We start from the raw sequence: 13,713 nt of genomic DNA on the forward strand, positions 1-13,713 counted from the left end.
GCTTTGCTAGTTAAATGATTATCAACAAGAATTTTGGATTTGGACTGTGAAGCGAACTTTGCTATAATAGAGTAAGAAACTTTGATAAACCAAACGAGGCTGAGATGAAATTACTGTATACTGATATTCGGACTTCTTTGACAGAAATCTTGACCAGAGAGGCGGAGGAGCTGGTTGCTTCTGGAAAGCGGGTCTTCTACATTGCCCCCAACTCTCTTTCATTTGAAAAGGAACGTGCCGTGCTGGAATGCTTGTCCCAGCAGGCTTCTTTTGCGATTACTGTCACGCGCTTTACTCAAATGGCTCGTTACCTGGTTTTAAATGACTTGCCTACAAAGACCAGTCTTGATGATATCGGTCTTGGAATGGCATTTTATAAATGTCTTGCGGAACTGGACTCCAAAGAGTTACGAGTTTATGGGGCGATTAAACAGGATCCTCAATTTATCCAGCAGCTGATTGAACTTTATCATGAGATGACGACTGCTCAGATGAGCTTTTTGGACTTGGAAAGTTTGACCGATGAGGACAAGAGAGCAGATTTACTCTTGATTTTTGAGAAAGTAACAGCCTATCTCAATCAAGCTCAGTTGGCTCAGGGAAGTCAGTTGTCCCATTTGACTGAGGCTATTGAGAATGATAAGGTAAGTAGTGATTTTAGTCAGATTGCCTTAGTCATTGACGGATTTACCCGTTTTTCTGCTGAGGAAGAACATATGGTGGATCTACTCCACCGTAAAGGTGTTGAGATTGTCATTGGTGCTTATGCAAGCAAGAAGGCCTATACCAGTCCGTTCACTGAAGGCAATCTCTACCAAGCTAGTATGGAATTTCTTCATCATTTAGGTGCTAAATACCAAACCCCTGCTCAAGACCGTTCTCAGACTCATGAGTACATGGATAGTTTTGACAAGGCCTCTCGTTTACTAGAGTCTTCTTATGACTTTTCAGAACTTGCTTTAGATGTAGATGAGAAGGACCGTGAAAACCTGCAAATCTGGTCTTGTTTAACGCAAAAAGAGGAGTTGGAGTTGGTAGCGCGTAGCATCCGTCAGAAATTACATGACAATCCAGACTTGAGTTACAAGCATTTTCGCATTCTGTTAGGAGATGTGGCTTCTTATCAGTTATCTCTCAAGACAATCTTTGACCAGTACCAGATTCCTTTCTATCTTGGTAGAAGCGAATCCATGGCTCATCATCCCTTGACCCAGTATGTCGAGTCTATTTTACGATTAAAACGCTACCGTTTCCGTCAGGAGGATTTGATTAATCTTCTCAGAACTGGCTTGTATACCGATATTAGTCAAGCTGAGATTGATGCCTTTGAACAATACCTCCTCTATCTTGGCATCAATGGCTTGCCATCCTTTCAGCAGGCCTTCACAAAATCCCACCATGGAAAATTCAATTTGGAACGTTTGAACGCCATTCGTCTGCGAGTTTTGACGCCACTTGAAACCTTATTTGCCAGTCGGAAGCAAAAGGCTGAAAATCTCTTGCAAAAGTGGAGTACATTTCTAAAAAACGCTGCCTTAAGCAAGCAGATGCAAGAATTGACAGCTACTATGGAAACTCTAGAACAGGAGAGACAAGCTGAAGTTTGGAAAGCTTTCTGCCATGTTTTAGAACAATTTGCGACCGTTTTTGCTGGTTCACAAGTTAGTCTGGAGGACTTCCTGGCCTTGCTTCATTCAGGGATGAGTTTATCTCAGTATCGCACTATTCCAGCAACAGTAGACACTGTTCTGGTGCAGAGTTACGATTTGATCGCACCACTGACTGCTGATTTTGTCTACGCTATTGGGCTGACTCAGGATCATTTGCCAAAAATCGCGCAAAACACCAGTCTGTTAACAGATGAAGAACGACAAAGCCTAAACCAAGCAACCGAAGAGGGATCGCAATTACTGATTGCAAGTAGCGAAAATCTCAAGAAAAATCGCTATACCATGCTTTCTTTAGTCAACGCTGCCCGTAAACAGTTGGTGTTGTCAGCACCAAGTCTCCTCAATGAAAATGAGAGCAAGGAATCTGCCTATCTTCAGGCACTGGTGAGTTTTGGATTTAGCCGGATAGAAAAGAGAATGAACCATAAAAATCTTAGCAAAGAAGATATGGGTTCTTATCACAGTCTCTTGTCTAGTCTCGTTGCCTATCATCAGCAAACTGCTTCTAGTGAAAATGAACAAGATGTGACCTTTGTCAAGGTCTTGGCGCGTGTCATGGGGAAAAAACTTGACCAAAAAGGCCTTGCGAATCCTGCCCTCCCAACAAGTCCAAGCAGTAAGAAGTTGACCAAGGATACCTTACAGGCTCTTTATCCAGTTGACAAGGAGTTTTATCTATCTACATCAGGTTTGACGGAGTTTTACCGCAATGAATACAGTTATTTCCTCCGTTATGTCTTAGGTTTGCAGGAAGAATTACGCCTGCGTCCAGACGCTCGCAGTCACGGGAATTTCTTGCACCGTATTTTTGAGCGTGCCTTTCAGTTACCTGGCGAAGATTCCTTTGACCAACGTTTGGAACAGGCTATCCAAGAAACTGGTCAGGAACGAGAATTTGAAGCCATTTATCAGGAAAGTTTGGAAGCCCAGTTTACCAAGGAAGTTCTACTTGATGTCGCGCGGACTACGGGCCACATCCTTCGTCATAATCCAGCCATTGAAACCATACAAGAGGAGGCAACATTTGGTGGCAAGGAACAGGCCTTTATTCAATTGGATAATGGTCGCAGTGTCCATGTGCGAGGCAAGGTTGACCGCATTGACCGTTTGAAAGCTGATGGAGCGCTGGGAGTGGTGGACTACAAGTCTAGTCTGACTCAGTTCCAGTTTCCACATTTCTTCAATGGGCTTAATTCCCAACTGCCAACCTATCTTGCTGCTCTTAAGGGAGAAGGAGAGCAAAACTTTTTCGGCGCCATGTACTTGGAAATGGCTGAACCTGTCCAATCCTTATTAGCAGTTAAAAATCTTGCAGGAGCAGTAGTAGAAGCCAGCAAGTCTATGAAATACCAAGGGCTCTTTTTAGAAAAAGAAAGCAGTTATTTGGGCGAATTTTACAACAAAAACAAGGCCAATCAGCTGACAGACGAGGAATTCCAGCTCTTACTAGACTATAATGCCCATCTTTACAAGAAGGCAGCTGAAAAGATTTTAGAAGGTCAGTTCACCATCAATCCATACACAGAGAACGGAAGAAGTATTGCTCCATATGTTCAACAACATCAGGCTATTACTGGCTTTGAAGCTAATTACCACTTGGGACAAGCCCGTTTCCTAGAGAAGTTGGACTTAGCTGACGGCAAGCGTCTGGTCGGAGAAAAACTCAAACAAGCTTGGTTTGAAAAAATGAGAGAGGAGTTGAATCGATGAAGCCCATTTCCTTTTTTACTGAGGAAGAAATTCAAAAACTGCAAGAAGCAGAAGCGAGTTCGAGCAAGGAACAGAAGAAAACTGCCGAGCAAATCGAAGCCATTTATACCGCAGGACAAAATATTCTGGTCTCAGCGTCTGCTGGTTCAGGAAAAACCTTTGTAATGGCAGAGCGCATTCTGGACCAATTAGCCCGTGGTGTAGAAATCAGTCAACTCTTTATCTCGACCTTTACCGTCAAGGCTGCTACTGAACTCAAGGAACGTTTGGAGAAAAAAATCAGCCAACAAATTCAAGAAACCAATGATGTTGATCTCAAACAACACTTGGGACGTCAATTGGCAGACCTGCCAAACGCTGCCATCGGAACTATGGACTCCTTCACACAAAAGTTCCTCGGCAAACATGGTTATCTGATTGATATCGCACCGAACTTCCGTATTCTACAAAATGAAAGTGAACAGTTACTCTTAAAAAACGAAGTTTTTCATCAGGTTTTTGAAGATCATTACCAAGGTGAAAATAAAGAGAGCTTTAGTCGATTGGTCAAGAACTTTGCTGGACGAGGCAAGGATGAACGTGGTCTGCGCCAGCAAGTCTACAAAATCTATGATTTCCTCCAATCCACCAGTAGTCCACAAAAATGGTTGAACGAGTCTTTTCTCAAAGGGTTTGAAGAAGCTGACTTTGTAATTGAAAAAGACAAATTAACTGAGCAAATCAAACAGGCGCTTTGGGATTTGGAAACTTTCCTCCGTTATCATCTGGATCATGATGCAAAGGAGTTTCCAAAAGCTACCTATTTAGAAGCTGTTCAACAGGTTCTGGATCAAATTGGCTCCTTAAATCAAGAGTCCGATAGCCAGGCTTATCAAGCAGTGCTTACGCGTGTTGTTGCTATCTCGAAAGAAAAAAATGGTCGAGCTCTAGCTAATTCTAGTCGTAAGGCCGATTTGAAGCCACTGGCTGATGCCTATAACGATGAGAGAAAGGCCCAGTTTGCTAAACTAGGACAACTGTCAGACCAGATAACCATTCTCGACTATCAAGAGCGTTATCATGGAGACACCTGGGAGTTATCTAAAACTTTCCAAACATTTATGAGTGATTTTGTGGAGGCCTATCGTGAACGTAAACGCCAGGAGAATGCCTTTGAATTCGCTGATATCAGCCATTACACCATTGAAATTCTAGAGAATTTCCCACAGGTTCGCGAGGCTTACCAGGAGCGATTCCACGAAGTCATGGTCGATGAGTATCAGGATACCAACCACATTCAAGAACGGATGCTGGAATTGCTGTCGAATGGTCATAATCGCTTTATGGTGGGGGATATCAAGCAGTCCATCTACCGTTTCCGTCAGGCGGATCCGCAGATTTTCAATGAAAAATTCCAACGCTATGCGCAAAATCCTCAAGAAGGCAAGTTGATCCTCCTCAAGGAAAATTTCCGTAGCAGTTCAGAAGTGCTATCAGCAACCAACGATGTTTTTGAACGCCTCATGGACCAAGAAGTCGGCGAAATCAACTATGATAGCATGCACCAGCTTATTTTTGCCAATACTAAACTAACTCCCAATCCAGACAACAAGGCAGAATTTCTCCTCTACGATAAGGACGACAGCGGACAAGAGGAGGAAGAGAGCCAAACAGAAACAAAACTCACAGGAGAAATGCGCCTAGTCATCAAGGAAATCTTGAAACTTCATCAGGAAAAAGGTGTTTCTTTTAAAGAAATCGCACTTTTGACCTCCAGCCGCAGTCGAAATGATCAGATTCTCCTCGCCCTGTCTGAGTACGGGATTCCAGTTAAAACCGACGGCGAGCAAAACAATTATCTCCAATCCCTAGAAGTACAAGTCATGCTGGATACGCTTCGTGTCATCCACAATCCCCTGCAAGACTATGCCTTGGTTGCCCTTATGAAGTCCCCAATGTTTAGCTTTGATGAGGACGAGTTGGCACGCTTGTCCCTTCAGAAAGCAGAAGATAAGGTCCAAGAAAATCTCTATGAGAAACTGGTCAATGCTCATAAACAAGCAGCTAGCCAGAAAGAGTTAATTCACACAGATCTAGCAGAAAAATTAAATCAATTCATGGATATCTTGGATTCTTGGCGCTTATATGCCAAAACCCACTCTCTCTATGACTTGATTTGGAAGATTTACAACGACCGTTTTTATTATGACTATGTTGGGGCTTTGCCAAATGGCCCTGCTAGACAGGCCAATCTCTATGCCCTAGCGCTACGTGCTGACCAGTTTGAAAAGAGTAATTTCAAGGGCTTGTCGCGTTTTATACGTATGATTGACCAAGTCCTAGAAGCCCAGCACGATCTCGCAAGCGTAGCCGTCGCACCGCCTAAAGATGCCGTGGAACTCATGACTATTCACAAGAGCAAAGGGCTGGAGTTCCCTTACGTCTTTATCCTCAATATGGATCAGGACTTCAACAAGCAAGACTCGATGTCAGACGTCATTCTCAGCCGTCAAAATGGACTTGGTGTCAAATACATAGCCAAGGTGGAAACAGGAGCAGTGGAAGCACACTATCCTAAAACCATCAAACTCTCCATTCCCAGCCTTACCTATACGCAGAATGAAGAAGAACTGCAATTGGCTAGCTATTCAGAGCAGATGCGTCTGCTGTATGTTGCCATGACGAGAGCTGAGAAAAAGCTCTATCTTGTTGGCAAGGGTTCTCGTGAAAAGCTAGAAGCCAAGGAATATCCAGCAGCTGAAAACGGGAAAATAGATAAACATACTAGACTGCAAGCAAGAAATTTCCAAGATTGGGTCTGGGCTATCAGTAAAGTATTTACCAAGGATAATCTCAACTTTAGCTATCGTTTTGTTGGTGAAGACCAGTTGACTAGAGAAGCTATCGGAGAATTGGAAAACAAGAACCCTCTACAAGATAGTTCTCAAGCAGACAACCGTCAGTCAGAGACCATCAAAGAAGCTCTGGAAATGCTGAAAGAGGTGGAAGTTTATAATACTCTCCACCGCGCAGCCGTTGAACTACCAAGTGTTCAAACCCCAAGCCAAATCAAGAAATTCTACGAACCCGTTATGGATATGGAAGGGGTAGAAATTGCTAACCAAACTCAATCACCGGAAAAACAAATCAGATTTGATTTACCAGATTTTTCAACTAAAGAAAAGGTAACTGGAGCTGAGATTGGTAGTGCAACCCACGAACTGATGCAAAGAATTGACCTTAGTCAGCAACCAACACTTGCTAGCCTGAAAGATACTCTTAAACAAGTTCAGACTAGTCCAGCTGTAAGAGACAAGATCAATCTTTCTAAAATTCTCGCATTCTTTGATACAGCACTTGGTCAGGAAATTCTCGCTAATACCGGCCATCTCTACCGCGAGCAACCTTTTTCTATGCTCAAGCGGGACCAAAAAAGTCAGGAAGACTTTGTTGTTCGTGGGATCTTGGACGGCTATCTACTTTACGAGGACAGAATTATTCTTTTCGACTATAAGACAGACCGTTATGATGAACCAAGTCAACTCATAGACCGCTATCGTGGCCAGTTAGCCCTATACGGTGAGGCCTTATCACGAGCCTATTCGATTGAAAACATTGAAAAATACTTGATTTTACTCGGCAAAGACGAGGTTCAAGTTGTAAAAGTATAATTTATACTCTTCGAAAATCTCTTCAAACCACGTCAGCTTCACCTTGCCGTATATAGGTGACTGACTTCGTCAGTTCTATCCACAACCTCAAAACCATGTTTTGAGCTGACTTCGTCAGTCTTATCTACAACCTCAAAGCAGTGCTTTGAGCAACCTGCGGCTAGCTTCCTAGTTTGCTTTTTGATTTTCATTGAGTATTAGAAAGGAGACCTCATGCCACTTCCAGTTAGAAAATCCCTGCACGATGCGGTTTTACAGGCTTCAAAAGCTGATACTTGGGATCAAGCTACCAAGGAATGGAATGAAGTTTCCTTGATTTTTAATGGCATTGGCCGTAGTAACTGTGTCTGCGGGAATGCCATTAAATACTCTTACGAACTCTTTAATACTGTCACAGGTCAGCGTCTCTTTCCTATCGGAAGTGACTGTGTTCGCCATTTTCATCGTATTAGTCTCGATCAGCAACTAGAAGAGGAAGAAAAACTTCTCAGAAAGCTGGAAAATCTGACTAGAAAAGCCAAGAAAAAGGGAAAAATCAAGGTCAATAAAGTCGATTTTGACGAACGACTTCTAAATTGGTTTTGGGAAAAAGGTGTTTTCAAAGCCAATCGTGGCAATCAATTCTCGCCTGAGAAAGACTACCAGCTTTTCTTAGAAGTCTTTAAAGGAGGAAGTTGGACCAAGGCAGAGCCAAAGAAGAAGGCTCGTATGGAAGAAGTGCTGGAAAAGTGTATCAAACCTTTTTTACTTGGTAAGACCGATGAACAACTCTACCTTGTCAAGCTAGGTAAGGAGAAAATCGACTACGAACAGCATTTACGGATTCAGGCAGAGAAAGAACGTAAGAAAAGAGATAAAATTGCCAAGCAATACGCAGATAATCTCATCCTAGCCATGGGGCCCGCTGAACGCGCCTATCAAGATTATTTTAGCTTTACAGAAACTCTCACACTAGAAGAACGAAAATGGGAAAAAATTCTTTTTGGAAAGAATAGAGAAGAACGAGCTCTCAAGGCTAAACAAAACCAGAAAGAGCTGGAAAAGGATCAGAGAATTGCAAGTCAAGATCCTATTGAACGAAAGCAGAAGCAGACTTGGCTTCTCAATTCTTATTTTAGTGGTTTGCCTGATGAAAAAGCCAGATTTGCTCGACTCTTACTAGAGTATCGAAAAAGTGGTGAAGTACCCTTTTCAGATGATTACTTATCTGGGCATCTCATCGACTTTTTCTACAAGATGAAAGCCTTTGAGTTTGAGATTGCACCAGAACAAGTCCGCGATTTTCTAAAAGAATGCCTTCAGGCAGAACATCTATCATCAGCACAGGAAAGCTGGATTAGAGGGATTTTGACAAATTGCCTTCACCCGTTTTTAGATAGATTGCTCATATAGAAAAAAATCCTACCTTGTCTATGCATGGTAGGATTTATGTATCTCCAAAGATGTACTGGTACAGTTGGACAACTTTCTGAAAACATTGTGTGTCCATTCTTGTTATTTTTTGAGCATTACGCATCCGAAAATCAAAGGTATAAAGTTGAAATGGATTGACAGCGCCATCTACCTTATCCGACGAGACAGGAACGAGCAAGCCTTTTTCTGCCAACCGTTGTTGACCGTGAGTGATAGGACAGACAGCCACAAAACCAGTTTGCAAGGCATATTCTCTCCTAGAAACGACCAAGGCAGGTCGCCGTTTCTGGATTTCTCGACCGACTGATGGATCAAAGTCCAGCCAAATGATATCCTGCTTTTCAGGAATATAGTCAGATTTCGCTATCAAGTGACCATACCCCTTCAAAATCGTTTGTCATTCTCAAATCAGTAATTCCATCAAAAGGATCTTTCAGTTTTGGAGCTAAGACAATGACTCCGTCAATCCCTTTGTAGACAACCATTTCTTGCCCTTCTGACATACCCAAATTTTTAGGAATGGTCACAGTGAGAGAGTTTCCCACCTTTCGAGTCTTTACTGTATTCATTGCTCTACCTCCACGAATTAGTATACATTAAGTATATACTTGAAAACAAAAAAAGTCAAGTAAAATCGTTACTGGCATCAAGAATGTGTCGGACCTATACTATTTGCCATTTATTATGGTCAAAGCCTGTGCAAAAGTTCCTCATTTATGATAGAATAGGTAGTAAGAAAGAAAACGTTTTTACTACGTTTTTTTTAGTCGGAAGGGGAAATGTTTATGGCTACTATTCAATGGTTTCCGGGTCACATGTCTAAGGCACGGAGGCAAGTTCAGGAGAATCTAAAGTTTGTTGATTTTGTAACGATTTTGGTGGATGCTCGGCTACCTTTATCTAGTCAAAATCCTATGTTAACCAAGATTGTGGGTGATAAACCTAAACTCTTGATTTTAAATAAGGCAGATCTGGCTGATCCAGCAATGACCAAAGAATGGCGTCAGTATTTTGAATCACAGGGAATCCAAACTCTGGCTATCAACTCCAAAGAGCAAGTGAGTGTAAAAGTTGTGACAGATGCTGCTAAAAAGCTCATGGCTGATAAGATTGCACACCAGAAAGAACGCGGTATCAAGATTGAAACCTTGCGGACCATGATTATCGGAATTCCAAATGCCGGCAAGTCAACTCTCATGAACCGTTTGGCTGGGAAAAAAATTGCAGTTGTCGGCAATAAACCAGGTGTTACCAAGGGGCAACAGTGGCTCAAAACCAACAAAGACCTTGAAATCCTAGACACACCAGGGATTCTTTGGCCTAAGTTCGAAGACGAAACCGTCGCTTTGAAACTAGCCCTAACAGGAGCCATTAAAGATCAGTTGCTTCCTATGGATGAAGTGACCATTTTTGGTCTCAATTATTTCAAAAAACACTATCCAGAAAAGCTAGCTGAACGATTCAAACAAATGAAGATAGAAGAAGAAGCACCTGTTATCATCATGGATATGACACGTGCTCTTGGTTTCCGAGACGACTACGACCGCTTTTACAGCCTCTTCGTGAAGGAAGTTCGTGATGGAAAACTGGGTAACTATACCTTAGATACATTGGACGACATCGATGACGACGATTAAAGAAATCAGAGAACTTCTTGCGACTGTCAAAGACTTAGACAATCCTCTTTTTCTGGAATTCGAAAAAGACACTCGTTCTGGAGTTCAAAAGGAAATCAGCAAGCGTAAAAAAGCCATCCAGGCTGAACTAGATGAAGACCTTCGCCTGGAATCCATGCTTTCCTATGAAAAAGAGCTTTACAAACAAGGATTGACCTTTATAGCAGGTGTTGACGAGGTCGGCCGTGGTCCGCTGGCTGGACCTGTAGTTGCAGCAGCGGTAATCTTGCCTAAAAATTGTAAAATCAGAGGCCTCAACGATAGTAAGAAAATCCCTAAAAAGAAGCATGCGGAGATTTTTCAAGCCGTTCAAGACCAAGCTTTATCAATCGGTATTGGTACCATGGATAATCACATTATTGACCAAGTCAATATCTATGAAGCGACAAAACTCGCCATGAAAGAAGCAATCTCTCAGCTCAGTCCGCAACCTGAGCACCTCTTGATAGATGCCATGAAACTGGAGTTACCAATTTCACAAACCTCCATTATCAAAGGAGATGCTAACTCCCTCTCGATCGCAGCTGCATCTATAGTGGCTAAGGTGACACGGGATGAATTGATGAAGGACTATGATGATCAATATCCTGGATATGATTTTGTAACTAATGCAGGATACGGAACAGCTAAACATCTAGAAGGATTGGAAAAACTAGGTGTCACCCCAATTCACCGAACCAGTTTTGAACCAGTCAAAACACTGGTTTCAACCAAGAAAGATAAGTAAGAGGAAATGATTATGGAGGAACAGTCAGAAACACTCAGTTCCAAGAAAGAATTTGCCTTTGCCTCAAGCACCATATTATCCCAAGTTGGGCGAGGAATCATTGTTGGTCTCGTCGTAGGGCTAATCGTCGGATCCTTTCGTTTCTTAATCGAAAAGGGCTTCCACCTGCTACAAGGACTCTATCAAGATCAAGCGTACCTAGTGCGCAATCTTTTTATCATTGGTCTATTTTATTTAATAGTTTGCTGGCTTAGTGCGAGACTAACTCGGTCGGAAAAAGACATCAAGGGTTCAGGAATTCCTCAAGTCGAAGCCGAGCTGAAGGGACTCATGCCCCTCAACTGGTGGAGTGTCCTCTGGAAGAAATATGTATTAGGGATTCTTGCTATTGCCAGTGGTCTTATGCTAGGGCGTGAAGGGCCGAGTATTCAACTTGGAGCTGTTGGTGGTAAAGGTATCGCCAAGTGGCTCAAATCTAGCCCAGTAGAGGAACGCTCCCTGATTGCCAGTGGTGCTGCAGCTGGCTTAGCTGCTGCCTTTAATGCTCCGATTGCTGGGTTGCTCTTTGTCGTAGAAGAAGTATACCACCATTTTTCCCGCTTTTTCTGGGTCTCAACTCTAGCAGCCAGTCTAGTAGCAAACTTTGTCTCACTACTCATATTTGGCCTAACACCCGTACTAGATATGCCAGACAATATTCCTCTCATGACCCTAGACCAGTATTGGATTTACCTGGTTATGGGAGTTTTTCTAGGGCTTTCTGGTTTTCTCTATGAGAAAGCTGTACTCAATGTTGGTCAAATTTATGAATGGCTTGGTCAAAAAATCCATTTGGATAGAGCTTATTATCCAATCCTAGCCTTTATCCTCATCATACCAGTCGGGATTTTCTTGCCACAAATCCTTGGTGGTGGAAATCAGGTCGTTCTTTCTTTGACTGAGCAAGATTTTAGTTTTCAGCTTCTATTAGCTTACTTTTTGATTCGCTTTATTTGGAGCATGATTAGTTATGGAAGCGGCCTCCCAGGAGGAATTTTCCTACCCATTTTGGCGCTTGGTTCCTTACTAGGTGCCCTAGTCGGTGTTATTTGTGTCAACCTTGGATTTGTCAGTCAGGAACAATTTCCTATATTTGTCATTCTGGGAATGAGTGGCTACTTTGGGGCAATATCTAAGGCTCCCTTAACTGCTATGATACTCGTAACCGAAATGGTTGGAGATATTCGCAACCTCATGCCACTTGGCTTAGTGACCTTAGTTGCCTACATCGTCATGGATCTACTCAAGGGTGCTCCAGTCTATGAGGCCATGCTTGAAAAAATGCTACCAGAAGAAGCAACAGACGAAGGAGAAGTTACCCTAATTGAAATCCCTGTATCTGACAAGATAGCTGGAAAGCAGGTTCACGAGCTCAACTTGCCACATAACGTACTCATCACCACCCAAGTTCATAATGGCAAAAGCCAAACAGTTAACGGCTCAACTAGAATGTATCTGGGTGATATGATTCACCTGGTGATTCCAAAAAGTGAAATTGGGAAAGTCAAAGATTTGTTGTTGTAATTTTTATTTACATAATTTATTTTACGTAAAATAAATTTGAAAGGATTCTCTATGAAAAGAAATAAGGCAATTGCGGTATATTTACTAGGTACATTTAGCCAAATAGTATCAGTTTGTCTCCTTTTCTTTTTCTTGAATCATTTTTCTGTTCATTCCAATCTATTAACTGTTTTAGGAATCATTGTTGGTGGGATTTCTTCAGCTCTTTGGGGAATAATTGTTGCAAATCACTATTTTCATATTCATTTTAAGAAGATCGTAAAAGATTTTTTTAACATCCATACTAGTTATAAACATTATTTATTATCTTTTTTCCTAATTATCCTTGATTTTGCTTTTCTAATGTTTGGTGGGAAAATAATAGAATTTAGCTGGTATCTCCCATTTTTGATGTTCATTAAATTTATTGTCTTTGGCGGTATAGAAGAGATTGGATGGCGATATGTCTTTCAACCAATCTTACAAGAGAAGCTACCGTATTTTCACTCAACAATCTTAACATTTTTCAGCTGGGCGATTTGGCATCTGTTGTTCTTTTACATAGATGGTTCCCTAGAAACACTGCAAACTCTACCGTTTTTATTTGGATTGCTGACGAATTCTTTCATACTCTCAGCTCTTTATATCAAGACAAGCAATCTCTGGATTTGTGTTATGACACACTCGATCATTAACGTCTTGTCTCAGCTAACCATAGATACTGATCGATACGAAACCTACCTGATTAAAATTTTCGTCATTTTGATATCCTGCTATATGGTAATACATAAAAAAGATGAGTATAGTCGGTAGCTGATTTTGTTGGAAACAGTATTATTCTTAGGAAAAGTTATTTGCTAAGGAGGACATACATCATAATGAAAATACTCGATGTTTTATATAATTTTTATGGTGATTTTGATTTCATTGAAGAAAAATACAATGAAAAATACGAAGGTATTCTTATCAATATAAAGGAAGAGCAAGGGTATAAAAGATGCCGCTTGGCAAAAAGAACACCAAAAAAAGAAGGATATTTTACAGTTTTTTGGAAAAAAGACCAAAACAACAAGAACATTCCTTATACCAATGAGGACTTAGGAAATGAACTTATAATCGTTATCATTGATAATGATAAGAGGGGACTATTCATTATTCCAAACGAGGTGGCTATTCGTAAAAACATTCTGTCGACAAAAGATAGCAATGGAAAAATGTCTATGCGATTTTATCCTCCTTGGTGCTCAAATTTAAATACAACAGCTCGAGCAACACAAAAATGGCAATTGCAATATTTTAGAGAAATTAAAATATAAACATATTGC

10 protein-coding genes are annotated in these 13,713 nt (G+C 41.4%); 8 read left to right on the forward strand and 2 right to left on the reverse strand.

Annotation, left to right across the window (positions count from 1 at the left end):
• Positions 1-104: 104 nt before the first annotated feature.
• The 3 genes from rexB (at position 105) to SORDD25_RS01075 (ending at position 8,422) form a co-directional block, all read left to right on the forward strand.
• Complete coding sequence (gene rexB / locus SORDD25_RS01065) at positions 105-3,380, forward strand: ATP-dependent nuclease subunit B (protein ID WP_061852295.1); 3,276 nt, start codon at positions 105-107, stop codon at positions 3,378-3,380.
• Entirely contained in the window at positions 3,377-7,030 is a 3,654-nt protein-coding gene (gene addA / locus SORDD25_RS01070) for a helicase-exonuclease AddAB subunit AddA (protein WP_061852296.1), read from the forward strand. Before rexB ends, addA begins: the two co-directional genes overlap by 4 nt.
• A gap of 213 nt (positions 7,031-7,243) precedes the next feature.
• Positions 7,244-8,422 (forward strand): hypothetical protein, encoded by a 1,179-nt coding sequence (locus tag SORDD25_RS01075; RefSeq protein WP_061852297.1) that lies wholly within the window; start codon positions 7,244-7,246, stop codon positions 8,420-8,422.
• Positions 8,423-8,456: 34 nt separating this feature from the next.
• Here SORDD25_RS01075 and SORDD25_RS01080 read toward each other — a convergent pair whose 3' ends face one another.
• Complete coding sequence (locus SORDD25_RS01080; RefSeq protein WP_000560798.1) at positions 8,457-8,813, reverse strand: type II toxin-antitoxin system PemK/MazF family toxin; 357 nt, start codon at positions 8,811-8,813, stop codon at positions 8,457-8,459.
• The gene (gene mazE / locus SORDD25_RS01085; RefSeq protein WP_061852298.1) at positions 8,797-9,012 is read right to left on the reverse strand and encodes a type II toxin-antitoxin system PemI/MazE family antitoxin; all 216 of its coding nucleotides are present in this window, start codon (positions 9,010-9,012) and stop codon (positions 8,797-8,799) included. Before mazE ends, SORDD25_RS01080 begins: the two co-directional genes overlap by 17 nt.
• Before the next feature lie 216 nt (positions 9,013-9,228).
• On the opposite strand from mazE, the gene ylqF reads away from it, so the two are divergent.
• The 5 genes from ylqF (at position 9,229) to SORDD25_RS01110 (ending at position 13,704) form a co-directional block, all read left to right on the forward strand.
• On the forward strand, positions 9,229-10,080 hold the full coding sequence (gene ylqF / locus SORDD25_RS01090; RefSeq protein ID WP_061852299.1) for a ribosome biogenesis GTPase YlqF: 852 nt from the start codon (positions 9,229-9,231) through the stop codon (positions 10,078-10,080).
• Positions 10,067-10,846, forward strand: coding sequence for a ribonuclease HII (locus SORDD25_RS01095; RefSeq protein WP_061852300.1), 780 nt, complete (start codon positions 10,067-10,069; stop codon positions 10,844-10,846). Before ylqF ends, SORDD25_RS01095 begins: the two co-directional genes overlap by 14 nt.
• Positions 10,847-10,858: 12 nt before the next feature.
• A complete protein-coding gene (locus tag SORDD25_RS01100; protein ID WP_061852301.1) occupies positions 10,859-12,409 on the forward strand; it encodes a ClC family H(+)/Cl(-) exchange transporter in 1,551 nt (516 codons plus the stop codon).
• 51 nt (positions 12,410-12,460) lie between these two features.
• Complete coding sequence (locus SORDD25_RS01105) at positions 12,461-13,201, forward strand: CPBP family intramembrane glutamic endopeptidase (protein ID WP_061852302.1); 741 nt, start codon at positions 12,461-12,463, stop codon at positions 13,199-13,201.
• A 65-nt stretch (positions 13,202-13,266) separates the two neighbouring features.
• Positions 13,267-13,704, forward strand: coding sequence for a MepB family protein (locus SORDD25_RS01110; protein ID WP_000697143.1), 438 nt, complete (start codon positions 13,267-13,269; stop codon positions 13,702-13,704).
• Positions 13,705-13,713 lie beyond the last annotated feature (9 nt).

Source organism: Streptococcus oralis (genome assembly GCF_001579525.1).
Classification (GTDB): domain Bacteria; phylum Bacillota; class Bacilli; order Lactobacillales; family Streptococcaceae; genus Streptococcus; species Streptococcus oralis_M.